At 72.4% G+C, this 23649-nt stretch carries 22 protein-coding genes; 12 read left to right on the forward strand and 10 right to left on the reverse strand.

The genetic code is table 11. The features are described 5' to 3' along the window. The first annotated feature begins 199 nt into the window (after nucleotides 1-199). From ABT295_RS11020 to ABT295_RS11030, 3 genes are all read left to right on the forward strand, one after another. Nucleotides 200-946, forward strand: coding sequence for a VIT1/CCC1 transporter family protein (locus ABT295_RS11020; protein WP_352394393.1), 747 nt, complete (start codon nucleotides 200-202; stop codon nucleotides 944-946). Nucleotides 947-1240: 294 nt separating this feature from the next. Beyond that, nucleotides 1241-3436, forward strand: coding sequence for a DEAD/DEAH box helicase (locus ABT295_RS11025; RefSeq protein ID WP_352394394.1), 2196 nt, complete (start codon nucleotides 1241-1243; stop codon nucleotides 3434-3436). A 160-nt stretch (nucleotides 3437-3596) separates the two neighbouring features. Beyond that, the gene (locus tag ABT295_RS11030) at nucleotides 3597-4637 is read left to right on the forward strand and encodes a zinc-binding dehydrogenase (RefSeq protein WP_352394720.1); all 1041 of its coding nucleotides are present in this window, start codon (nucleotides 3597-3599) and stop codon (nucleotides 4635-4637) included. Nucleotide 4638: 1 nt separating this feature from the next. Here ABT295_RS11030 and ABT295_RS11035 read toward each other — a convergent pair whose 3' ends face one another. Further along, nucleotides 4639-5139 (reverse strand): GNAT family N-acetyltransferase, encoded by a 501-nt coding sequence (locus ABT295_RS11035; protein ID WP_352394395.1) that lies wholly within the window; start codon nucleotides 5137-5139, stop codon nucleotides 4639-4641. Nucleotides 5140-5149: 10 nt separating this feature from the next. After that, nucleotides 5150-7192 (reverse strand): NAD(+) synthase, encoded by a 2043-nt coding sequence (locus tag ABT295_RS11040; protein WP_352394396.1) that lies wholly within the window; start codon nucleotides 7190-7192, stop codon nucleotides 5150-5152. Between the two features lie 158 nt (nucleotides 7193-7350). On the opposite strand from ABT295_RS11040, the gene ABT295_RS11045 reads away from it, so the two are divergent. The 3 genes from ABT295_RS11045 to ABT295_RS11055 all read left to right on the forward strand — a co-directional run bounded on the left by ABT295_RS11045 (nucleotide 7351) and on the right by ABT295_RS11055 (nucleotide 10086). Then, the gene (locus ABT295_RS11045; RefSeq protein WP_345506057.1) at nucleotides 7351-7779 is read left to right on the forward strand and encodes a pyridoxamine 5'-phosphate oxidase family protein; all 429 of its coding nucleotides are present in this window, start codon (nucleotides 7351-7353) and stop codon (nucleotides 7777-7779) included. 45 nt (nucleotides 7780-7824) lie between these two features. After that, complete coding sequence (locus ABT295_RS11050; protein ID WP_352394397.1) at nucleotides 7825-8598, forward strand: hypothetical protein; 774 nt, start codon at nucleotides 7825-7827, stop codon at nucleotides 8596-8598. A gap of 63 nt (nucleotides 8599-8661) precedes the next feature. After that, the gene (locus ABT295_RS11055; RefSeq protein ID WP_352394398.1) at nucleotides 8662-10086 is read left to right on the forward strand and encodes a PepSY-associated TM helix domain-containing protein; all 1425 of its coding nucleotides are present in this window, start codon (nucleotides 8662-8664) and stop codon (nucleotides 10084-10086) included. A gap of 175 nt (nucleotides 10087-10261) precedes the next feature. On the opposite strand, the gene ABT295_RS11060 is transcribed toward ABT295_RS11055, so the two are convergent. Beyond that, nucleotides 10262-11455, reverse strand: a complete 1194-nt coding sequence (locus tag ABT295_RS11060) for a glycine C-acetyltransferase (protein WP_352394399.1) — start codon at nucleotides 11453-11455, stop codon at nucleotides 10262-10264. A gap of 87 nt (nucleotides 11456-11542) precedes the next feature. Then, on the reverse strand, nucleotides 11543-12442 hold the full coding sequence (locus ABT295_RS11065; RefSeq protein ID WP_352394400.1) for an alpha/beta fold hydrolase: 900 nt from the start codon (nucleotides 12440-12442) through the stop codon (nucleotides 11543-11545). Nucleotides 12443-12562: 120 nt separating this feature from the next. Between ABT295_RS11065 and ABT295_RS11070 the strand changes: the two genes are divergently transcribed. The 5 genes from ABT295_RS11070 to ABT295_RS11090 all read left to right on the forward strand — a co-directional run bounded on the left by ABT295_RS11070 (nucleotide 12563) and on the right by ABT295_RS11090 (nucleotide 15572). Further along, nucleotides 12563-12856, forward strand: coding sequence for a hypothetical protein (locus ABT295_RS11070; RefSeq protein WP_352394401.1), 294 nt, complete (start codon nucleotides 12563-12565; stop codon nucleotides 12854-12856). Then, nucleotides 12834-13202 carry a hypothetical protein gene (locus ABT295_RS11075; RefSeq protein WP_352394402.1) on the forward strand — a complete coding sequence of 123 codons (369 nt, stop codon included), beginning with the start codon at nucleotides 12834-12836 and terminating at the stop codon, nucleotides 13200-13202. The genes ABT295_RS11070 and ABT295_RS11075 overlap by 23 nt, the downstream gene beginning before the upstream one ends. Nucleotides 13203-13544: 342 nt before the next feature. After that, nucleotides 13545-13790, forward strand: a complete 246-nt coding sequence (locus ABT295_RS11080) for a hypothetical protein (protein ID WP_352394403.1) — start codon at nucleotides 13545-13547, stop codon at nucleotides 13788-13790. A gap of 1 nt (nucleotide 13791) precedes the next feature. Continuing rightward, on the forward strand, nucleotides 13792-15174 hold the full coding sequence (locus ABT295_RS11085) for a DUF4331 domain-containing protein (protein WP_352394404.1): 1383 nt from the start codon (nucleotides 13792-13794) through the stop codon (nucleotides 15172-15174). A 2-nt stretch (nucleotides 15175-15176) separates the two neighbouring features. After that, nucleotides 15177-15572 (forward strand): hypothetical protein, encoded by a 396-nt coding sequence (locus ABT295_RS11090; RefSeq protein ID WP_352394405.1) that lies wholly within the window; start codon nucleotides 15177-15179, stop codon nucleotides 15570-15572. Nucleotides 15573-15620: 48 nt separating this feature from the next. On the opposite strand, the gene ABT295_RS11095 is transcribed toward ABT295_RS11090, so the two are convergent. Beyond that, on the reverse strand, nucleotides 15621-16298 hold the full coding sequence (locus tag ABT295_RS11095; RefSeq protein ID WP_352394406.1) for an alpha/beta fold hydrolase: 678 nt from the start codon (nucleotides 16296-16298) through the stop codon (nucleotides 15621-15623). An 11-nt stretch (nucleotides 16299-16309) separates the two neighbouring features. After that, nucleotides 16310-17347, reverse strand: a complete 1038-nt coding sequence (gene tdh / locus ABT295_RS11100) for an L-threonine 3-dehydrogenase (protein ID WP_352394407.1) — start codon at nucleotides 17345-17347, stop codon at nucleotides 16310-16312. A 32-nt stretch (nucleotides 17348-17379) separates the two neighbouring features. Here tdh and ABT295_RS11105 point away from each other — a divergent pair, with 32 nt between their 5' ends. Continuing rightward, nucleotides 17380-17916 carry a Fur family transcriptional regulator gene (locus ABT295_RS11105; protein WP_352394408.1) on the forward strand — a complete coding sequence of 179 codons (537 nt, stop codon included), beginning with the start codon at nucleotides 17380-17382 and terminating at the stop codon, nucleotides 17914-17916. Between the two features lie 213 nt (nucleotides 17917-18129). Here ABT295_RS11105 and ABT295_RS11110 read toward each other — a convergent pair whose 3' ends face one another. From ABT295_RS11110 to ABT295_RS11125, 4 genes are read right to left on the reverse strand one after another with little or no spacing between them, the layout of a single operon-like run. Continuing rightward, entirely contained in the window at nucleotides 18130-20328 is a 2199-nt protein-coding gene (locus tag ABT295_RS11110) for an alpha-galactosidase (RefSeq protein WP_352394409.1), read from the reverse strand. A 1-nt stretch (nucleotide 20329) separates the two neighbouring features. Beyond that, nucleotides 20330-21247 carry a carbohydrate ABC transporter permease gene (locus tag ABT295_RS11115; RefSeq protein ID WP_352394410.1) on the reverse strand — a complete coding sequence of 306 codons (918 nt, stop codon included), beginning with the start codon at nucleotides 21245-21247 and terminating at the stop codon, nucleotides 20330-20332. A gap of 1 nt (nucleotide 21248) precedes the next feature. After that, entirely contained in the window at nucleotides 21249-22142 is an 894-nt protein-coding gene (locus ABT295_RS11120; RefSeq protein ID WP_352394411.1) for a carbohydrate ABC transporter permease, read from the reverse strand. 14 nt (nucleotides 22143-22156) lie between these two features. Next, nucleotides 22157-23509: an ABC transporter substrate-binding protein gene (locus tag ABT295_RS11125; protein ID WP_352394412.1), complete on the reverse strand. Its 1353-nt coding sequence runs from the start codon at nucleotides 23507-23509 to the stop codon at nucleotides 22157-22159. Nucleotides 23510-23649 lie beyond the last annotated feature (140 nt).

Below are 23649 nucleotides of genomic sequence, written 5' to 3' on the forward strand. Positions count from 1 at the left end.
CGAGCGCCCGCGCGACGCATTGCCACGGAGCGTCGCCCCGACCGGTGCGCGTGCCGCGGCCGCGGCCCCGACCCCGACCCCGGCCCGGACCGCTCGCGCCCCGGGCCGCACGGGTACGGGCACCCCGCCGTGACGAGCCCGCCGACAGGTGCCACGATCGTGCGGCACCCCCTTCGTCCCGACGGCCCCGGAGCCCCTGATGCCTGACACCCGCGCGTTCGACGACGCGACACCCCCCGCCGCGCACGAGCGGGACGAACCGCACGACGCGGCGGTCGGCAGCCGCCTCAACTGGCTGCGCGCCGGGGTGCTCGGCGCGAACGACGGCATCGTCTCGACGGCGGGAGTCGTCGTCGGCGTGGCGGGCGCGACGAGCGACAAGGGCTCGATCGTGCTGGCCGGGATCGCCGCGCTCGCGGCGGGCGCGATGTCGATGGCGGCCGGCGAGTACGTCTCGGTGAGCACCCAGCGCGACTCCGAACGCGCCCTCATCCGCCTCGAGAAGCAGGAGCTGCGCGAGGACCCCGAGGGCGAGCTCGAGGAGCTGACCCAGCTCTACGAGGCCAAGGGCCTGGGCCGCGCGCTGGCCGAGCAGGTCGCGCGCGAGCTCACGGCGCACGACGCCCTCGGCGCGCACGCCGAGGCCGAGCTCGGCATCGACCCCGACGACCTCACCAACCCGTGGCACGCGGCGGCCGCCTCGGCGGTCGCCTTCGTCGTCGGCGCGGTGCTGCCCATGCTGACGATCACCTTCAGCCCCGAGCGCCTGCGCATCCACGTCACCGTCGTCAGCGTCGCCGCGGCCCTCGCCCTGACCGGCTGGGTGAGCGCGCGCCTCGGCCGCAGCCCCGTCGCTCGGGCCGTGGCCCGCAACGTCGCGGGCGGCCTGCTGGCCATGGGCATCACGTATGCCATCGGCGCCCTCGTGGGCGTCGGGCTCGGCTGACGACGGGCGCGGCGGCAGCCCTCCTCGGCGAGCGCGACGGCATACGCCACCGACGGCCCGCGACGCCCTGTAGAGTCGAGCTGTCCCCACGCCCACGTGGCGCACGAACGGCGGCCGACGGTCCACGTCCTGCGTGACGCGTCGCCCCGGGTCCGGGACATCGTGGCGCGCCACTGCGCGTCCGCCGGGACTCGGGTCGAGTCCGCCGCCGGCACAGACAGGGTTCGACGTCGCGTCGAGCGCAGGGTGCCGCCGGGAGGCCGGCCCCGCGTCCGCCGCGTCATCAGGAGGAACATGGCAACGCGCGTTCGCCGCCGCCCCAGCGACGGCCAGGGCAAGGGCTCCACCCAGCGCAAGGGCGCCGACCAGCGCCACGGCACCCCGCGCCGCGACGACCCCGCACCGCTCATCCCGGTGCTGGCCCGCCGCGTGCGCGAGGTGGAGGCCAGGGTCTCGAGCAAGGGCAAGGCGAGCCCGACCAACCGGACGAAGTTCCTCGTCGTGGCCCTGCTCATGCGCTCCGAGCGCTCGCGCGTGCGCGACGACGCCTCGATCCCCGCCGCGACCCGCGCCGACCTGCTCAAGCGGCTCGACGGCATCGCGACGATCCTCGCCCAGATCACGGCCCGTGACACGAGCCTGCTGACGCTGCTCGACGCGAACGCCAAGCCGGGCCCCGCCGCGCAGCAGATGCGCCGCGACTGGCTGCTCGAGTCCGGGGCCGAGCTCGCCGAGGAGGACCTCGTCATCACGGCCCCCGAGCCGCCGCGCCCGGTCGTGCCGCCGCAGATCGCGGCGCGCCAGGTGACGCCGCAGTCGGTGCCGGCCCGCGCGATGGCCAACCCGTTCCTCACGCCCGACCTCGACCGGGCCACGCATCACGACTACCTGCCCGGCCGCCTGGCCGGCTGGGACCTGCTCAGCCCGCTCTACCGCGCCTTCGAGCAGGGCGCGGGCGGCGAGGCGGCCTCGATGGACCTGCCGCCGAAGCCGCCCATCGACCGCTTCTCCCCGCCGGGCTCGCAGCTGATGGTGCACCAGTCGCGCTTCCTGCAGAGCGTGCAGGCCAGCCACCGCACCTTCCTGCTCGCCGACGAGCCCGGCCTCGGCAAGACCGCCCAGTCGGTGCTCGCCGCGTCGGTGGCGAACACCTACCCGATGCTCGCCGTCGTGCCCAACGTCGTGAAGATCAACTGGGCCCGCGAGGTGGAGCGGTGGACCCCCCAGCGGCGGGTCACCGTCATCCACGGCGACGGCAACGACGTCGACGCCTTTGCCGACGTCTTCGTCGTCAACTACGAGATCCTCGACCGGCACTTCGCCTGGCTCTCGAGCTTCGGGTTCCGCTCGATGGTCGTCGACGAGGCCCACTTCATCAAGAACCTCGGCTCGCAGCGCTCGCAGCAGGTGCTCGCCCTCGGCGACCGCCTCCGCGAGACGACACCGGGCGGCGACCCGCTCCTCATCGCCCTCACCGGCACGCCGCTCATCAACGACGTCAAGGACTTCGACGCGATCTGGCGCTTCCTCGGCTGGATCCGGGACGGCAAGCCCACCGCCGACATCGTGCGCCGGCTCGACGAGACCGGCTACACGCCGGCCGACCGCGCGTTCTACCCCGAGGCACGCCGCACCGTCATCGACATGGGCATCGTGCGCCGTCGCAAGATCGACGTCGCGAAGGACCTGCCCGACAAGCGCATCGCCGACATCACGGTGGAGCTCGACGACGACCTCGGCCGCTCGATCCGCGAGGCCGAGCGGGCCCTCGGCCGCCGCCTCGCCGCGCGCTACCGGGCGCTGCTCGCCCAGGGCGAGGGCGTGGAGGAGGACGACGAGCCCGACAGCGCGCTGATGCGCCGCGTGGCGGCCGCCGAGCTGCGTTCGGCCTCGTCGGAGAAGGGCACCGACAACGTCTTCTCGCTCGTGCGCCGCATCGGTCAGGCGAAGTCGACCCTCGCCGCCGACTACGCCGTGCAGCTCTCGCACTCGGTCGGCAAGGTCGTCTTCTTCGCCAAGCACATCGACGTCATGGACGCCGCCGAGAGCGTGCTCGCCTCGGCCGGGCTGCGCACCGTCTCGGTCCGCGGCGAGCAGACCTCGAAGCAGCGCCAGGAGGCCATCGACGCGTTCCAGAAGGACCCCGACGTCGCCGTGGCCGTCTGCTCGCTCACGGCCGCCGGCGTCGGGCTCAACCTGCACGCCGCCTCGAACGTCGTGCTCGCCGAGCTGTCGTGGACGGCGGCCGAGCAGCAGCAGGCCATCGACCGCGTGCACCGCATCGGCCAGGACGAGCCGGTCACCGCGTGGCGCATCCTCGCCTCCGGCACCATCGACACGAAGATCGCCGAGCTCATCGACGCCAAGCAGGGCCTCGCGGCCCGGGCGCTCGACGGCAGCGACGAGGCCGTCACCTCGGGCGACACGCTCCAGCTCGACGCGCTCGTCGCGCTGCTGCGCACCGAGCTGACGCAGATCGGCGGCCTCTGACGGGATCCCCCGGGCGTCCTCGCCCCGGGGGACCACCGTCCCGAACCGGTCACCACCGGTCGGGACGAACGGCCCTGTCGCCCCACCGTGCCCACGGCGTGCACTGGTGGGGATGCCGCGGGTGCGGCGTCCCCACCCAGGAGGAGCAGCGATGAGCACCGTGCACGCGATCGTCTACCACGGCCCCGGCCGCAAGGCGTGGGAGGAGGTGCCGATGCCGACCGTGCAGGCCGACACCGACGCCGTCGTCAAGGTCGACACCGTCACCATCTGCGGCACCGACCTGCACATCCTCAAGGGTGACGTCGCCGCCGTCACCGAGGGGCGCGTCCTCGGCCACGAGGCCGTCGGCACCGTCACCGAGGTGGGGCCCGGCGTCAAGAACGTGCGCGTGGGCGACCGCGTGCTCGTCTCGTGCATCACGGCCTGCGGCGCCTGCCGCTACTGCCGCGCCGGCAGCTACGGCCAGTGCATCGGGGGCGGCGGCTGGATCCTCGGCCACCGCATCGACGGCACGCAGGCGGAGTACGTGCGCGTGCCGTTCGCGGACACGTCGACGTATGCCGTCCCGGACGGCGTGACCGACGAGGAGGTGCTCATGCTCGCCGACATCGGGCCCACGGGCTACGAGGTCGGTGTGCTGAACGGCCGGGTCTCGCCCGGTGACGTCGTAGCGGTGGTGGGCGCCGGCCCGGTCGGCCTCTCCGCCATCATGGGCGCCAAGCTCTTCAGTCCGGCCCACGTCGTGGCGATCGACCTGGCCGACGCCCGGCTCGAGGCGGCCAAGCAGTTCGGGGCGGACGTCACGCTCAACCCGGCGCGCGAGGACGTCGTCGCCGTCGTCCGCGACCTCACCCAGGGGCTCGGCGCCGACGTGGCGATCGAGGCCGTGGGTGTGGCCGCGACGTTCGAGCAGTGCGCCGCGCTCGTGCGCCCCGGCGGCCGCGTCGCGAACGTCGGCGTGCACGGCGGCCCGGCCACGCTGCACCTCGAGGACCTGTGGATCCGCAACGTCACCATCACGACGGGTCTCGTCGACACGTACTCGACGCCGACGCTGCTGCGCCTCCTGACGACCCACCAGGTCGACCTCGCGCGGTTCGTCACGCACCGGTTCGCGATGGGCGAGTTCCTCGAGGCCTACGACACCTTCGCGCGCGCCGCCGACACCCGGGCCCTCAAGGTGGTGCTGACCGCCTGACCTACAGGTCGACGTGCATGACGCTGAGGCCCACGCGCTCGCCCGACGGCAGCTCGTGGGCCCGCGGCACGGTGCCGACCACGGTGAAGCCGAGGCTCTCGTACAGCCGGACCGCACCGGTGTTCGTCGCGACGACGGCGTTGAACTGCATGGCGGCGAACCCGGACGCGCGCGCCCACTCGAGCGAGTCGACCACGAGCGCGCGCCCGACGCCACGACCACGCGCGCCGGCCGCGACCATGTAGCTGGCCGTCGCGACGTGCGCCCCGGGGCCGGGCCGGTTGCGGCCCATCTTCGCGGTGCCGACGACGGCGTCGCCCTCGGTCGCCACGGTGACCCGGCCGCCGGGGCCGTTCTCGAGCCAGATCCCGCGCGCCTCCGGCTCCGTGAGGTCGACGGGGAACGGGAACGTGTCGCCGGCGCGCACCACCTCCTCGATGACCGACCACACGGCGGGCCAGTCGTCGTCGAGGTGATCGCGGACGATGATCTTCGCTGCCACTCGGATCGCCTTACTTCTCGGGGACGTTCGCGTCGAGCTCGCTGAGCCACGTCACGGCGGACACGTCGGACGGCATGCGCCAGTCGCCACGCGGCGACAGCGAGCCGCCGGCCACGACCTTGGGGCCGTTCGGCAGCGCCGAGCGTTTGAACTGGTTGGCGAAGTAGCGCCGGAGGAAGACCTCGAGCCAGTGGCGGATCGTCGCCAGGTCGTAGGCTGCGCGGTCGGCCTCGGGGTAGCCGGCCGGCCAGTCCCCGGCAGCGCTGTCGCGCCAGGCATTCCATGCGAGGTAGGCGATCTTCGAGGGCCGGTAGCCGCGGCGCAGCACGTGGAAGAGCGTGAAGTCCTGCAGCGGGTAGGGCCCGATGACGGCCTGCGTGCTCTGTGGCTTGTCGCCCTCCTTGGCCGGCACGAGCTCGGGGCTGATCTCGGTGTCGAGGATGGAGGTCAGCAGCTCACCCACGTGCTCCTCGAACTGCCTCGACGAGACGACCCAGCGGATCAGGTGCTGCATCAGGGTCTTCGGCACCCCGCTGTTGATGCCGTAGTGACTCATCTGGTCGCCGACGCCGTAGGTGCACCAGCCCAGCGCGAGCTCGGAGAGGTCGCCGGTGCCGAGCACGATGCCGCCACGCTGGTTCGCGATGCGGAAGAGGTAGTCGTAGCGCAGACCGGCCTGGACGTTCTCGAACGTCACGTCGTAGACCTCCTCGCCCCGGCCGAAGGGGTGGCCCATGGCCTCGAGCATCTGCGTGGCGGCCGGCCGGATGTCGAGCTCCTCCCACGTGACGTCGAGCGACTCCATCAGGGCGATGGCGTTGCGCTTCGTGTGGTCGCTCGTCGCGAAGCCCGGCATCGTGAAGGCGAGGACGTCGCTGCGCGGCCGGCCGAGCCGGTCCATCGCCTTGGCCGCCACGATGAGCGCGTGCGTGCTGTCGAGCCCGCCGCTGACGCCGATGACGATCTTCGGCTGGCCGATGGCGCGCAGCCGCTGTTCGAGGCCGGAGACCTGGATGTTGTACGCCTCGTAGCAGTCGAGCGCGAGGCGGTCCTCGTCGTCGGGCACGAACGGGAAGCGGTCGACCTTGCGCAGCAGCCCGATGTCGCCGGTCGGGAGGTCGAGCTCGAGCTCGACGGTGCGGAACCCCTCGGTGCGTGCGGCGAGCGCACGGCGGTTGTCGTCGAAGGTGCCCTGGCGCTGGCGCTCCTGGCGGAGCAGGTCGAGGTCGACGTCGACGACCGAGGCGCGCGGGCCCTCCGGGAAGCGCTCGCTCTCGGCGAGGAGCGCGCCGTTCTCGTAGACCATCGTCATGCCGTCCCACGACAGGTCGGTCGAGCTCTCGCCCTCCCCCGCGGCCGCGTAGAGGTAGGCCGCGATGCACCGTGCGGAGGCGCTCCGGGCAAGCAGGTGGCGGTCCTCGGCGCGCGCGACGGTGATGGGCGAGCCCGAGAGGTTCGTCAGCACCGTCGCGCCGGCGAGGGCGGCCTCGTGGCTCGGCGGCACCGGCACCCAGACGTCCTCGCACACCTCGACGTGCACGACGAGACCGGGCACGTCGGTGGCGCGGAAGAGCAGGTCGGGGCCGAAGGGCACCCGGTCCCCCGCCACGTCGACCGTCTGCCCCCGCTGGTCGTCGCCCGGCGCGAAGTGGCGCCGCTCGTAGAACTCCCGGTAGGTCGGCAGGTACGACTTCGGCGCGACGCCGATGACCCGGCCGCGGTGGATGACGACGCCGCAGTTGTAGACGCGCGAGCCCTTCTCGAGGGGGGCGCCGACGACGACGACGGGCCGCAGGTCGGCCGTCGCCTCGGCGATGCGCGCCAGGGCGTCGTCGACGGCGTCGAGGAGGGGGTCCTGCAGGAGCAGGTCGTCGATGGCGTAGCCGGAGAGGCACAGCTCCGGGAAGATCGCGAGCGCCACGCCGTCGCCGTCGAGCTCGCGCACCCGGGCGATGACGGCGTCGGCGTTGCGCTCGGGGTCGGCCGCCGCGATCGGCACCGTGCAGGCCGCCACCCGTGCGAAGCCCTGGGCGTAGGAGCTGTAGAAGTCCATGGGGCCAGTCAATCGCACGCGCGGTGTGACACGTGACTCGCCACGAGACGGGTCACGGCGGGGCCCGCGACTCCTACGATGAGTAGTAGGCGACAGCAGCCGCCCGGTCCCCCCCGTCGACCAGACGTCGACCAGCCCGCACCTCCGAGGAGGTCACCATGTCCGACCGAGACCCCGTCCACGTCCTTCACCCGGAGGAGGCCTGGGGCTTCCTGCGGTCCCACGAGTTCGGCCGCCTCGCCTTCCACCTCGTCGGGGAGGTGCACATCGTGCCGATCAACTACGCCGTCGACGGCGAGCGCCTCGTCTTCATGACGGCGGAGGGCAGCAAGCTCTTCGGGGTGACGGCCAACCCCGACGTCGCCTTCGAGGTCGACGAGGTGGCCGAGGAGCGCGCGACGAGCGTCATCTGCCGCGGTCGCACCCGCACCCTCGAGGGGCAGGCGGCCTATGTCGTGGAGCGGCTGCCGGTGCGGCCTTGGGTCGACACCCCGAAGTCCATCGTCGTCGCCATCGAGGTCGACGAGATCTCGGGACGCCGCTTCGACCTCACCCGCCCCTGGATGCGCGACCTGCCCACCGGCTGACGCGACCCGCCCACCGGCCGACGCGGCCTGCCCTACCCTTGTCGCGTGCCCTCCACCGCCACGAGCCCGCACGCGCAGACCCTGCGCGCCGTCGTGCTCGCCGCCGTGGCCTCCGGCACGGCCACGCTCGCGCACGCCGCGGGTGGCGGCCACCTCGTCTCCGGCACGGCGGTCGTCGTCACGACGCTGCTGCTGACCGGGGCCTGCCTGCCCTTCGTCCGGAGGGAGATGACGCTCGCCCGCGCGGGCGCGCTGCTCGTCGTCCTCCAGGTCGCGGCCCACGTCGCCCACGCGGTCACCGCGCTCGCGGCGGGTCCCGGCGGGCACGCGCACGGCTCCGCGTCGGGCGGCCACGTCGCCACCCACACGGCCCACGGCATACGGCCGCTGGGACGCATCGAGGTGGGCGACCTCGGGGCCGCCGCGTCGTCGGCGAGCCCGACGGCGGCCTCCGCCTCGACCGCCTCGGCGGCGGGGCTCGGCGACCTGCTGCCGGGCCCCGGCATGCTGCTCGCGCACGTGCTGGCGGCCGTCGCGGTCGGCGTGCTGCTGACCCGCGGCGAGCGGTCGTGGGCCGTCGCGTGCACCCTCGTGGCCGCGCTGGCGGCGGGGCTCGGCGCTGCGGCCGCGCGCGTCGTGGCCGCCCTCACGGGTGGATCGCTCGTGAGCGCGCTCGGGCTCCTCCTCTCGGCCGCGGGCGACGCCGAGCGCGGCCGAACCGCCCGCCGGGTCGAGCGGACCGCGCGGCTCGTCCGGCCCGACGTCTGGAGCGCGCGCACCCCGGTGCGCCGCGGCCCACCCGCCTTCCTCCTGCACTGACACCTCCTGCGGCGCCGGCCACCGACCGGCCGCCGCCCCCTTCCGTCATGCTCGAGGAGCACCATGTCCGTTCTCGATCCCGCACGTCCGAAACCCGACTCCCAGAAGGCCGCCCGACCACGCACCGGCCTCTTCCGCGCCTTCTGGCGCTGGCACTTCTACGCCTCCGTGGTCGTCGTCCCCGTCCTGCTCGTCCTCTCCCTCACCGGCCTCGTCTACCTCTTCCGCTTCCAGATCGAGCCGCTGCTGCACGCCGACCTCATGCGCGTCGACCACGCGCAGGGCCAGCTCACGCAGCCGTGGCAGACCCAGCTCGAGGCGGTGCAGGCGGCCGACCCCGGTGCGACCGTCGTCTCCTTCACCGAGCCCACCGGCGCCGACGACAGCGCCCGCTTCACCGTCGAGACCGCGGAGGGGCTGACGCGGGACGTCTTCGTCGACCCCTACACGGTGCGCGTGCTCGGCTCGCTCGACCCCGACTCGACGATCAGCGGCACGGCCGTGCGCCTGCACGCCGACCTCATGGCCGGGCGGGTCGGTGACACGGTCATGGAGCTCGGTGCGTGCTGGGCGATCGTCATGGCGGTCACCGGCTACGTCCTCTTCTTCAAGGGCCGGCGGGCGCGTCGGCGCCAGCGGCTCGCCGGGGCGCCGAACGCCCGGCTGCGCACGATGCACGCCCGCACCGGCCTCGTCGTCGGCGCGGGGCTGCTGCTCCTCGTCGTCTCCGGGCTGCCCTGGACCGGCATCTGGGGCGAGCAGGTGCAGCAGCTCGCGACCGACCGGGGCACGTCGCTGTGGAGCGCGGATCCCGGGGCGCTGTCGAACCCGACCTCGACGCTCGACGAGTCGTTGCCGCACAGCCACCACGCCGTGCCGTGGGCGCAGGGCAAGAGCCCGGTGCCGCAGTCGAACCCGGGGGCTGCGGGCGACGAGGTCAGCGTGGCGAACCTCGACACGGCCGTCGAGGTCGGTTCGCGTTCGGGGCTCGCCCACCCGATGACCGTGGCGCTGCCATCGGACGACCGCGGCGTCTACTCGGTCATCGGCTACGCGTTCGACGACCCGGGCGCCGAGCGCACCGTCCACGTCGACCGCTTCGGCGGCCAGGTCGTCAGCACGTACGGCTACGACGACTACCCGACCCTGGCCAAGGTCGTCAGCCAGGGCATCGCCCTGCACGAGGGCCGCCGCCTCGGCACGGTCAACTTCTGGCTGACGGCGCTCTTCTGCGTGGCCGTGGTCGTCTCGTGCGTCACCGGGCCGCTCATGTGGTGGCGGCGTCGGCCCCGCGGCGCCGGCGCCGTCGGTGCACCCCGCGGCCGTATGCCGCTCGTGGCCTCACCGCTGCTCGCCGTCGTCGTCGTGGCGCTGGCGGTCTTCCTGCCGGTGTTCGGCGCGTCGCTCGTGCTCGTGCTCCTGCTCGATCGGTTCGTCATCCGCCGGGTGCCCCGGCTGCGCCAGGCGTTCAGCACCGCGGACCGGTAGCCGGGGAGCGGGACCTCGCAGGGTGCGAGGAGCCGCCCCGAACCGCGCCGTGGCGCAGTTGCAGCGCAGAGTCGGCCGCGCACGCGGCTGCAACTGCGCCACGGCGCGCTTGCAGCCGAGTTTCGGCCCCGCACGCGGCTGCAACTGCGCCACGGCGGGGTTGCAGCCGGCCCGGTCAGGCGACCGCGTCCCGGGCGGCGACGAAGGCGTCGACGCAGGCACGGACGTCGGCCTCGGAGTGAGCGGCCGAGAGCTGCACCCGGATCCGGGCCTTGCCGCGCGGCACGACGGGGAAGCTGAAGGCGATGACGTAGACGCCGTTGCCGAGCATGTGGTCGGCGATCTGCGCGGCGCGGCGGGCCCCGTCCTCGCCCGGGAACATGACCGGGCGGATGGGGTGCGTGCCGGGCAGCAGCTCGAAGCCGGCCTCGGTCATGAGCGAGTGGAACAGGGCCGTGTTGGCCTTGAGCGTCTCGCGCTTCTCGGCCGAGCCCTCGACGAGCTCGAGCGCGGCCATCGACCCGGCGACGACCGACGGGGCGACCGAGTTGCTGAAGAGGTAGGGGCGCGAGCGCTGGCGCAGCAGGTCGACGATCTCGCGGTGCGAGCTGACGTAGCCGCCGGAGGCCCCGCCGAGCGCCTTGCCGAGGGTGCCGGTGAGGATGTCGACGCGGTCCATGACGCCGAAGAGCTCGGGCGTGCCGCGGCCGCCGTCGCCGACGAAGCCCACGGCGTGCGAGTCGTCGACGAAGACGAGGGCGCCGAACTCGTCGGCCAGGTCGCAGATCTGGTCGAGCGGTGCGTAGGAGCCGTCCATCGAGAAGACGCCGTCGGTGACGACGACCGTGCGCCTGGCCCCGGCGTCACGGGCGGCCTCGAGCTGCGCCCGCAGGTCGGTCATGTCGGCGTTCCTGTAGCGATAGCGCATCGCCTTGGAGAGGCGCACGCCGTCGATGATCGAGGCGTGGTTGAGCTCGTCGCTGACGATCGCGTCCTCGGCGCCGAAGAGCACCTCGAAGACGCCGCCGTTCGCGTCGAAGCACGAGGAGTAGAGGATCGTCGCCTCGGTGCCGAGGAACTCGCTGATCGTGTGCTCGAGCGAGGTGTGCAGCGTCTGGGTGCCGCAGATGAAGCGCACCGACGCCATGCCGAAACCCCACTCGTCCAGCGCCTTCTTCGAGGCCTCGACGACGGCGGGGTCGTCGGCCAGGCCGAGGTAGTTGTTGGCGCAGAAGTTGAGCGCGTCGGCCTTGAGGGTGGTGATGTGCGCCGACTGCGGCGACGTCAGCTCGCGCTCGTTCTTGTAGAGGCCGGCATCCTGGATCTCTCGCAGGGTCGCGGCGATCTCGTCCTTGACTGAGCCGTACATCGGTGTCCTTCGCGGGTCGTGGCCGGTGGGCGCGTGGGTGGCGCGGTGCGGATGGCGCCACCCAGCGTATGCCGTGCGGCGCGGCCGTCAGCGGCCCGCCAGGGCGAGCAAGTCGTCGAGCACGTCGCCCATCCGCATGAGCAGCGAGACGTGTCCCTCCCCCTCGACGAGGTGGGCCCGGGTGCCCGCCACGTGCGCGGCGAGCCACCGGGCGTGCGCGATCGGCACCATGAGGTCCTCGGTGCCTTGCCACACCGCCGTCGGCACCTCGATCGCGCCGAGGTCGAAGCCCCACGGGCGGGAGTGGGTCAGGTCGTCGTCGCGCCAGCCGACGATGCCCTGGGCGCCGGCGTGGCGTGAGGCGGCCGCGAGGTAGGCGGCGAGCTCCCCCGTCATCGCCGCCACGTCGACGGGCGGCAGCAGGCCCCCGAGCTCGCGGGCGATGTCGTCGGCGTCCGCCGAGAGCACCGGCGTCCCGTGCTCCGTGAGGAAGGCCGTCAGCGCCTCGGGCCCCGCCGCGACGGCGGCGTACTCGGCGACGTTCTCGGGCCCCATGCCCGCCGTGAGGTCGAGCCCGTCGGCGTCCGGCGGCGCGATGCCCACCCCGGAGGTCGCGGCGAGGCAGCGGTGGGGCAGCACGGCCGCGCAGGCGAGCGCCCTCGGCCCACCGCCCGACCAGCCCAGGGTGACGAAGCTGTCGTGACCGAGCGCGTCGAGCACCGCGGCGGTGTCGCGGGCGTCGTCGGCGACGGTGGCGGTCGTCGCGGCGTCGGGCCGCGGCGTCGACCGCCCGTAGCCGGGCCGTGAGACGGCGATCGTGCGCAGGCCCCGCTCGGTGGCCGGCCGCTCGAGGATGCCGAAGGGCACGGCGGCTTGCGGCGTGCCGTGGTGGAAGACGAGCGGCAGCCCGTCCGCCGGGCCGGTGGTCAGCACCTCGAGGGTGCGGCCGTCCGGGGCGTCGACGAGGTGCGTCTCATGATCGGTCATGCGCTCACTGAACCACGCCGACGGGCCTGTCGCCCCACGAGCCCGGGCGTCCCCGATGTACGACTGGCAGTCAGGTCGAAACGGCTTCGTGACGCAACCGTGCGCGCGCATACTCGTCGGGTGATGCTCACCCAGCGGCAGGCAGACATCGCTGTCATGTTCCTGTCGGCATCGGGCGGAGCGGTGGTCGGCGTCGCGGCCAGCGCCTGGTGGTGGGCGGTGGTCGGCGTGGCCGGTCTGGCGACTGCCGGTTGGCTGCTCCACGTCCGCTCCCGTCAGAACGCCGCCAATGCCGAGATGAGCGCCCTGGTGTCCGACGTGCACCTCGAGGGACTGCTCCGACGAGTGGTCGCCCAAGAGCTCGAGCGACGGGGGATCAAGGAGGAGAACGATGCAGATCCAGATACCTCATGACGTCGAGCTGGCCCGGGCGTTGCGCGGGTCTCCGGACGTCCGCGTCATCAGGGGCATCGAGGGTCCAGTACGCGTCGAGGGAGACGCTGCCGGTCTGTCTCGGGCCCTGACCACCTTCTGGCTTCGGAGAGCGCGGCCGTGGGGTCATCGGATCGACGCGACCCGTCGGCCACCGTCGACCGAGGAGGCGCCCGACGTCCCGTCGGGGTGCATCGTCGTCATCGACCCTGCCGGCCACGAACACGGGCCCTACTGCGATCCCGGCACGATGGGGGATTGGCTGACCGATCGGTTTCTCGCGCTGGGCGAAGAGGAAGGCATGGCCGGTGGACTCGTCGGCGTGTGACGGGCGAGCACCTCGTCCGTGATGCTGCGAGCTCGGGCCGGCTACGCCCTCGGGCGACGCACCCGTGCCCCCTCGGGGCCGGGCAGCACCTCGTCTGCTCTTGCAACCGACGCCCCGCCGGCGGGCACGGCGGCCTGCGGCGATGATCCAGCATCGGGCGCGGTGTCATGGTTCGTCCCCGGTCGACCCCTTTGTGAAACAGATTCGCGATGAAAGCTGTTGCGGGACTGTTCTTTTCGAGATCCGTGGGCGTAGCGTGACCGGTTGACGACCCCTCGACCGTGTTGCGCCCGCGACCGGCCATCCCGCCGATCCGTGGTTCCGCTGTTCGAAGGAGAAGTCATGTCCACGTCACGTCGAAGCTTCTTGGCCGTAGCAGGAGCCGGAGCCGTCACCACGGCGGCCGCCGGCTCCGCGGTCGCCGCTCCCGCCACCGCGGGCACCGCGGGCAGCGGACGGGGTGAACCCCTCGTCGCGCACGTGAGCGACCCGGAGCACGGCACGATCGTGCTCTACGTCGGCACGCGCGAGGTGGTCGTCCACGACCACGACCTCGTGCGCCGCCTCAACCGGGCTGCGAGGCGCTGACATGTCCTCTCACCGCGAAGCCCCAGAGATCTCGAAGGACCCCGTCGCCGACAACACCGACGTCTACGCCTTCGTCAGCCCCGACAAGCCGGGGTCGGTCACCCTCATCGCGAACTTCATCCCGTTCCAGAACCCGCAGGGCGGCCCGAACTTCTACGAGTTCGGCGACGACGTCGTCTACGCGATCCACGTCAGCAACCGGGACGACGCCAAGGCCGACGTCACCTACGAGTTCCGTTTCACCACCAAGGTCCTCGACAAGAAGACGTTCCTCTACAACACGGGACCGCTCACCTCCATCGACGACCCGAACTGGAACCGCCCGCAGTTCTACTCGGTGACCCGCATCGAGCGTGGCGAGAAGCCTCGACAGCTCGCCAGCCGGCTCGCCTGCCCGCCGGTCAACATCGGTCCCCGCAGCACCCCGAACTACGGCGCCACCTTCACCCCGGCCGGCGTCCACCCCATCCGCGGGGGCCGCACCGTCTTCGCCGGGCAGCGCGGTGACGCCTTCTTCGTCGACCTCGGCAGCATCTTCGACCTCGGCGCCCTGCGCCCGTTCCAGAACCTCCACCTGCTCCCGCTGCCCAGCGTGGCCGGCGTCAACGGGCTGCAGGGGCTCAACGTGCACACCATCGCCCTGCAGGTGCCGATCTCCGACCTGAGCCGCGACCACCGCGTGCCCACCGACCCGATGCGGGGCTCCTCTGTGATCGGCGTGTGGGCCACGGCGAGCCGCCAGAAGGCCCGCATCTGGGACGACTCCCACGGGCGGCACCGCGGGCACGGGCCCTACGCCCAGGTGTCCCGTCTCGGCAACCCGCTCTTCAACGAGGTCATCACGCCGATGGCCGAGAAGGACCGCTGGAACGCCGTCGCGCCGCGCTACGACAGCGCCTTCGCCAAGTACGTCGCCCGCCCCGAGCTGGCCAAGCTGCTGCCGGCCCTCTACCCCGGGGTCTTCCCGAACCTCGCGGCCTACACGAAGGACCGCGCCGACCTCCTCGCGATCCTGCTCACCGGCATCCCCGCCGGGGTCGTGCCCGGCTTCCAGAACTACACGGGACCGCGGCAGGCCGACCTGCTGCGGCTCAACCTCGCGGTGCCGCCGAGCACGTCGCCCAACCCGATCGGTCTCATCGCCGGGGACGCAGCCGGCTTCCCGAACGGCCGGAGGCTGATCGACAACGTCGTCGCCATCGAGCTGCGAGCGGTCGCGGGAGCCACGATCCCCCTCGTGGACCCCTCGTTCACCCCGGATGCCGCGGCGGCCGCCCTCACGGACGGCACGTCGAACACCAACCTCGCGGTGCTGCCGCACTTCCCCTACATGCCCGACCCCGCCGGCGGCTTCCAGACCGCTCCCGGGGTGCCGGCCGCCTGACCGTGGGCACCGCCGAGAACCCCGACGCCGGCCAGGGCCCGGTGCTGCTCGACATCGGAGGGGACGTGGGTGCCCTCGTCGTCACGATGCCCGGGTCGACCGACGGTCTCGAGGTCGAGATCCGCCCGGCCGGGTCGACGGCGCGCGGCTCCGGTCACGACCACCACCACGATCATGACCACGGACACGACCACGGCCACCAGCACCAGCACGGCCACCGGCATCCGCACGTCGCCGTGGTGGGCCGACCGAGCGCCGGTGGGGTCGTGCACACGCTCGTCTACCCGTCGGTGCCGGAGGGCGCGCACGAGCTCGTGCCGCTGCCCGACGGCGTGGTAGAGCTCACGGTGGAGGTGCGTGGCGGCGCCGTGACGCACGCGACGTGGCCCACCGGCTGAGCTGACGGCCGCCGGCCGCCCGGCCCGGTCCCGCTCCCGGGGCCGTGGTCAGGCGGCCGGGTCGGTGTCGTCGAGGAAGGCGTGCGCGAGGTCGGCGAGCTCTCGCGCCGACTCGGTGTTGACGAGCGAGCCGGCACCGTCGACGACCTGCACCCGCGCCGTCGGCAGCTGCTGCGAGAGCGCTTGCGCCGCAGTCACTCCCGCCTTGTCCTTGGACCCGGCGACGAGCAGCACCGGCGCCGTCACGTCGCGCAGCGACTCCGTGCCGTCGAAGCCCTTGAGCGCATCGAGCACGGCGAGCATCCGGGGGCGCGAGACGCCCGCGTCGACGAGCTTGCCCTCGGGCACGAGGCGCATCGCGATCTTCTGCAGGCGCAAGGCTCCCCGTCCGGGCCGCACGAGCGCGCCGGCCAGCACGAGCCGCCCCACGAGCTCGGGCCGCTGCACGGCGAGGCGCAGCGCGACGCTCGCCCCGACCGACACCGCGACGAAGTCGGCCTGTCGCACGCCCTGCAGCTCGAGCTCGTCGGCCACGCCGTCGGCGGCGGCCGCGAGGTCGAAGCCGACGGGGTCCTTGGGCCTCAGGCCCTTCATCCACGGGGCCGTCATCGGGCGACCCGCGCCGTAGGCCGAGACGAAGTCCTGCCACGCGATCGGTGACTGGCCGAGGCCGTGGAGGAGGACGAGGGGGCGGGGACGGTGCGGCTGGTCGGGTGCGGACGGCATACGAAAACCCTTCAGCTCCAGTCGAGGACGACCTTGCCGCACTGACCGGAACGCGCCGTCTCGAAGGCCTCCTCCCACTGCTCGGCCGGGAAGCGGTGCGTGATGACCTGCGCGACGGCCGAGCGGAAGCGCTCGCTCGTCGCGATCATCTGCGACATGGCGTACCAGGTGTCGTACATCTCGCGGCCGTAGATGCCCTTGAGCGTGATCATGTGGGTGATGACCTTGCCCCAGTCGAGGTCGTAGGACTGGTGCGGCAGGCCGAGCAGCGCGATGCGGCCGCCGTGGTTCATGTTCGAGATCATGTCGCTGACGGCGGGCGCGGCGCCCGACATCTCGAGACCGATGTCGAAGCCCTCCTTCATGCCGAGGTGGGCCTGCGCGTCGGCGAGGCTCTCGCGGGTCACGTTGATCGTCAGGTCGGCGCCGGCGTGCTCGGCGAGGGAGAGCCGGTAGTCGCTCGCGTCGGTGACGACGACGTAGCGCGCGCCCGCGTGCCGGGCGATGGCCGCGGCCATGACGCCGATGGGCCCGGCGCCCGTGATGACGACGTCCTCGCCGATCATGGGCCACTGGAGCGCCGTGTGCGTCGCGTTGCCGAGCGGGTCGAAGACCGCACCGAGGTCGGGGTCGAGGTCGGCGGGCTGGACCCAGACGTTGCTCGCCGGGATGACGACGTAGTCGGCGAAGGCGCCGTCGCGGTTGACGCCGATGCCCTCGGTGCGGATGCAGAGGTGGCGGCGCCCGGCGCGGCAGTTGCGGCAGCGACCGCAGACGATGTGCCCCTCGCCCGAGGCGCGGTCGCCGACGGCGACGCCGGTCACGTCCTCGCCGATCTCGACGACCTCGCCGTAGAACTCGTGCCCGATGACGAGGGGCGGCTCGACCGTCGAGGCCGCCCAGTCGTCCCAGCCGGCCAGGTGCAGGTCGGTGCCGCAGAGCCCGGCCCGCAGCACCCGGATCTTGACGTCGGCCGGACCGCACTCGGGCTCGGGGCGGTCGACGAGGGAGAGGCCGGGGCCTGCGGTCAGCTTGGTGAGTGCGCGCACGGGGAGAGTCTGCCACTGCCGATAATGGGGGCGTGACCCCCTCGAACGCCCCGCGTGCCACCCGCAGCTCGGCTGCCCCGGGGGGTGACAGCGGGCGCGTGACCGCCGTCGTCGCCCGGCTGCGGGCGGGCGGCGAACGGGTCACGCCCGCCCGGCACGCCGTCCTGCGCGTCGTCGACGCGGCCGACGTCGCCGACGAGCACCTCGACGCCGAGCAGATCGGCGCCCGGGTCGCGCTCCTCGCGCCGAGCGTGCACCGGGCCACCGTCTACCGCACGCTGGCCGCGCTCGTCGACGCCGGCGTGCTGGCGCACGTCCACCTCGGCGGGTCGGCGACGGTCTACCACCTGACGGACCCCGCGCCGGCGGGCGACCGGGCGGCGCCGCACCACCACGAGCCCGACCATGCGCACGTCCAGTGCCACGTGTGCGGGCGGGTGCTCGACGTGGCGCCGGAGCTCTTCGACGACGTGGCCGCACGGCTGCGCGCCGAGCTGGGCTTCGAGCTCGACACCGGCCACGCCGCGCTGCTCGGCCGGTGCGCCGACTGCGCCACCGTCCCACTCTGACGGGAGTCCTCCCTCACAGTGGCGAACGCCCGGGTGCGCACCCTCTCGGGCGGGCAGCGGCGTCGCTTCACCGTCGAGAGGCCACACTCTGCGAGATGGACCCGGTCGAGAGGCCAATGATCGTCGCCGAACGGTGGCCTCTCGACCAGCCGACACCCGCATCTCTTGGCCTTTCGACGGTTGAGGTGGGGGTGGGGGCGGGCGGGGACGGGGTCAGCGGGCCTGGACCTCGAGCAGGTAGCCCTGCGCGGGCGCGAGCACGGGCAGCGGCAGGCCGACGCCCGAGAGCACCGACCCCGGCACCCGCACCCCGTCGGCGGCGAGCGCCTGCTCCCACCAGGCCGGTCCCGTGTTCTGCACGACGGCCGCCAGGCCCGCCTCGGGGCGGAGGCGGACGGCATACGCCCTCGTCGGGTCGAGCCCCGGCAGCGGCACGCAGCCGGTGACGGCGTCGCGGCCGGTGACGAGCCGGGCGATCGTGTAGGCCGCGTGCGTGCGGTCGGCGTCGACGGTGCCCGTGACGAGCACCGTGCCGTCGGGCGTCTCCGAGCGCACGAGGTCGCCGGTGTGGAGCAGCGGCCGCAGCTCGCGCGCCAGGGCGGTCCACGCCGTCAGCGCCGTCAGCTCGTCGTCGGTGCATCCCGTGATGTCCCACTCGAGGCCGGGGTGGCCCTGCAGCGCGAGCAGCATGCGGAAGCCGAGGTCGAGCGTGCGGTGCGTCGTGTGCGCCGTGGCGGGGCCGATGTGGGTGCCCATCAGCTCCGCCGGCACGAGCAGGCTCGTCCAGCGCTGGATGGCGGCCCGCTCGAGCGCGTCGTTGCAGTCGCTCGTCCAGATGCGGTCGGTGTGGTCGAGCACCTCGAGGTCGACGCGCGCGCCGCCGCTGCTGCACGACTCGATCTCGAGCCGCGGGTGGCGGGCCCGCAGGTCGTCGAGGAGGCGGTAGTAGGCGAGCGTGTGCTCGTGGACCGCCGGGGCGTCGACGCGACGGCCGGACCCGTCGGCCTCGCCGACCGTGTGCACGGCCTCGAGGAGGTCGCGGTTGTGGTCCCACTTGATGTAGTCGATGCCGAGGCCAGCGACGAGGGCGCTGACCCGCTCGAGCAGCTGGTCGTAGGCGGCGGGGTTCGTCAGGTCGAGCAGCTGCTGCCAGCGCCACTCGCGGGGCGCGCCGGCGGCGGGCCGGAGCACCCAGTCGGGGTGCGCGCGCACGAGGTCGCTGTCCTCGTTGACCATCTCGGGCTCGAACCACAGGCCGAACTCGAGGCCGAGTCCCTTGACGTGGTCGACGAGGGGGTGCATCCCCTCGGGCCAGACGTCCGCGGAGACGACCCAGTCACCGAGGCCGGCGCGGTCGTGGCGCCGCCCGCCGAACCAGCCGTCGTCGAGCACGAAGCGCTCGACGCCGATGCGGGCGGCCTGGTCGGCCAGCGCCTTGAGCTGGTCGAGGTCGGTGTCGAAGTAGACGGCCTCCCACGTGTTGAGCACGACCGGGCGCGGACGCGACGGGTGGCCCGCGCGGGCCCGGAGGCTGCGGTGCAGGCGGCGCGAGAGGCCGTCGAGCCCCTCCGTGGAGTGGACGAAGACGACGGTGGGCGCGGCATACGTCTCCCCCGGTCCGAGGCGGACCTCGCCCGGCGCGAGCAGCTCGCCGCCGCCGATCACGGCGTGGTGGCGGCCGGCGCCCTCGGGCAGCGACTCGACGAGGTGCTCGTGGTTGCCGCTCCACGCGGTGTGCACGGCCCAGACCTCCCCCGTGCCCCAGTCGAACCCGCGCGTGCCGGCCATGAGCAGCAGCGTCGCGTCGTGGCCGGTGCGCCCGCGGCGGCTGGCCCGCAGGTGGGTGCCGTGGTCGAGCCGGCTGCGCTGAGGCGAGCGCTCGCGGCACCAGCGGCCGGTCAGGTCGAGCACCTCGTCGGCCCGCACCGGCAGCGGCAGGATCGCCCGCAGCGCCGCGACGTCGAGGGGGACGTCGGCCACGGCGGTGTTCGTCACCGCCGCGTCGACGCGGAGCACGCCGTGCTCGTCGAGGGCGTGCCGCAGCTCGAGCCGGATGCCGTCCGCCGACGTCGCGCGCGTGACGAGCGCGCCGCCCTCGGCCGAGCACGACACGTCGTGCCAGCGCACGGCACCGGCGCCGCCGGCCCGGTGGCCGGCCCAGCCGGGCGTGCCCGCCCAGCCGTCCGCCTCGCCGGGCAGCACGGTGAGCGGCCACGGCTCGTCGAGGGCGCTCGGGGGCGCGGGGGCCGTCGTGAGGGCGGCGAGGGCGGCATACGTGCTCGCCCCGCCCTCGAGGACGGGACCCCAGTGGATCACCTCGGGCAACCCCGAACCGCCGGGGCGCGGCTCGAGCACGAGCGCGGTCCCGGCGGACTCGAGGTGGACGATGGACGGGGTGGTCAGGTCGGTCACGTCATCCCTTGGTCGCGCCGAGCGTCAGGCCCGCCACGAAGTGTCGTTGGAGCACGAAGAAGATCACCAGGGTCGGGATCGCGATGATCATCGATCCTGCCGCGACGAGGTTGTTGTCGGTGAAGAACTGACCCCGGAGGTTGTTGAGCGAGCTCGTCACCGGGTACTTGTCGCCCTGCTGGAGCAGCACGGTGGCCCAGAAGAACTCGTTGTAGATCCACGTCGTCTGCAGCACCGCGAGGGCGGCGAGCGCCGGCCGGCAGAGCGGCAGCGTGATCTGGAAGAACTGCCGCGTCACGCTGGCGCCGTCGATGACGGCCGACTCGTAGAGCTCCTTGGGCAGCGCCTTCATGTAGTTGCTGAGCACGAAGGCGCAGAAGCCCGTCTGGAAGGCCACGTTGACGAGGATGAGGCCCTGGAAGCTGTTGAGCAGCGTGCCCGACTCGCTGAACCAGAACGGCACCTCGATGGCACGGAACATCCGGTAGACCGGGATGAGCAGCGCCTGCGGGGGCAGCAGGTTGGCGGCCATGAAGAAGCCGAGCAGCGCGAAGTTGACCTTCCACGAGAAGCGCGCGACGACGAACGCCACGCACGCCGAGAGGAAGAGCGTCAGCAGCACGGCGGGCACCGTGATGATGAAGGAGTTCCAGAAGTGCAGGCCGAAGTCGCCCTGCTCCCAGGCGTTCTTGTAGTTGTCGAGCGTGAAGCCGCCCCACGAGATGTAGCCGTTCTTGGCCGTGAACGCGTAGTCACGGAACGAGTTGACGAGCGCGAGCAGCAGGGGGAACAGCCAGATCAGGGAGATGACGGTCAGCACGACCGGCAGGAACCAGCGGCGCCCGGACGAGGGCCCGCCCTCGCGTGGCTTGAGCAGCTCCTGGGAGCGCTCGGTCACGGGGTTCGCGGTGGCGGACATGTCAGTCCTCCTTCATGGCGATGCGGAGGTAGATGAAGACGAGGACGCTGGAGATCGCGAGCATGATCGTCGCGAGCGCCGAGCCGAAGCCGATGCGGCTGGCCTCACCGACGACGTTCTGCGTGACGAGCGTCGAGATGAGCTCGAGGCCGTTGCGGCCCTTGTTGATCACCCAGACGAGGTCGAACGCACGGAGCGACTCGATGAAGGTGACGACGAGGACGATGATGTTGATCGGGCGCATCACCGGGAAGACGACCTTGAAGAACGTCGTCGTCTCGCTCGCACCGTCGATCTTCGCCGCCTCGCGGAGCGACGGGTCGACGCCCTTGAGGCCGGCCAGGTAGAGCAGCATGATGTAGCCGGAGTGGCGCCACGTCGCGGCGACGAGGGCGGCCCAGAGGTTGACGCTCGAGTCGCCGTACCAGTCGGTGCTCCCGCCGGTCAGGGCGTTGAGCAGGCCCTGGTCGCGGGAGTAGATGAGCTGCCAGATGAAGCCGATGAGGGCCAGGGACAGCACGACCGGGAGGTAGATGCTCGTCTGGTAGAACCGCGTGCCCGCGACGCCGCGGTCGACGAGGATCGCGAAGAGCATGCCGAGCGGCGTCGCGACGAGGAACATCACCGCCAGCCAGATGAGGTTGTGCTGGATCGCCGGCCAGAACGGCGGGTAGATCGTCGTGATGTCCCGGTAGTTCTGGAGCCCCACCGGCTTGATGCCGGAGAGCGGCCCGATCCCGTCCCAGTTCGTGAACGAGAGCAGGACCGAGCCGATCGCCGGGATCCAGACGAGCCAGAGGACCAAGAGCGTCGGCACGACCACCATCAGCGCGACGACGATGCGGTCGCGCGCCGACAGCTGGTCGATGCCTCTGTACCTACGAGTGCCCGCCATGGTGATCGCCCCCGTCAGGAGCCGAAGATGCTCTTCTTCTGGGCCTGGATGCTCGTGCAGAGGCCGTCGATGTCCTTGGGGTTCTTGAGGAAGGTCTGGATCGCGGGGATCATGACCGTCGAGGCGAAGTCGGGGCGCGTGTCGCGGTCCATGAACTGCGTGATCGACTTCGCGGACTTGACGAACTCGGCCGACTTCTTCTGCAGGGCCGTGTAGCCGCTCGTGTCGGCCTTGTCGTTCGTCGCGATGACGCTCGGGTCGGCCTTGAGGGCGAGCAGCTGCGCCTCGGGCTGCGAGATGTACTGGAGCAGCTTCTTGGCGGCGGCCTCGTTCTTCGGCCGGGCGCTCATCATGTAGCCGTCGATGGGGGCCTCGACGGCGTCGGTGCCGATGGTCGAGTCGATCTCGGGGAACCCGAAGAAGTCGAGGTCGTCCTGCTCGGCGCCCTTGGTGAACTGCTGGGCGAGGAACGAGCCGAGGACGTACATGCCCGACTTCTTCTGCTGGAGCGACTGCGCCGCCTCCTGCCACGTGCGACCGAGCGAGTCGGACTGGTGCAGGGGGAGGATGCCGGCCCAGGTGTCGAAGACCTTCTTGACCTTGGGGTTGGTCCAGTCCTCCTTGCCGGCCATCAGGCTGACGTGGAAGTCGTAGCCGTTGACGCGCAGGTTGATCTGGTCGAAGGTGCCCATCGCGGGCCAGCCGTCCTTGTCGCCGAAGGCGATCGGGTCGAGGCCGTCCTTCTTCATCTGCGCGCCGAGGGCATTGAGGTCGTCGAGGGTCTTGGGGACCTCGTAGCCCTTCTCCTGGAAGACGCTCTTGCGGTAGAAGACCGCCCACGGGTAGTTCGTCATCGGCACGAAGTACTGCTTGCCGTCGGCGCCGGTCGACGCCTTCTTGAGCGCGTCGCTCATGCCGGTGATGCCCGACCACACGTCGGAGATGTCGCCGGCCAGGCCCTTCTCGGCGAAGAACTGCATGCGGTAGCCGGCGAACCACGTGAAGACGTCGTCCGGCGAGCCCTGCAGGTAGTTGTTGATGTTCTCCTGGAAGGAGTTGTGGTCGACGGTGTTGATCTTGACCGTCGTGCCCGAGTTCGCCTTGGCGAAGGCGTCCATGTAGGCCTGGACCGCCGCCTTCGGCACGGCGTCGGACTGGTTGGAACCGACCGTCACGGTGCCGGAGACGGCGCCGGTCGGGACGCCCGAGCCGGTGTTGCTGCTCGAGCCGCAGGCGGCGAGGCCGCCGGCTCCGAGGAGGGCGCCGATGCCGAGGGCGCCGCGCAGGACGGTCCGACGGTCCACGCCGCGGACGGAGGGGGGAACCATGCGGGCCAGGAACTCGGCCTCGCTCGAGGGGCGGGTCATTGCGGTCTCCTTTGACGCTGTGCCGGGTGCGTTGTCGGAGAGAGGCGATGAAGTCGAACATCCGCCACCAGAAACCTCCAACAACAAACAGAGGATGTCCGGGACGGCCGAGGCTGTCAAGGGATTCCGCGAGACCGGTC

The organism is Terrabacter sp. NPDC000476 (genome assembly GCF_040300125.1).
Classification (GTDB): Bacteria; Actinomycetota; Actinomycetes; order Actinomycetales; family Dermatophilaceae; genus Terrabacter.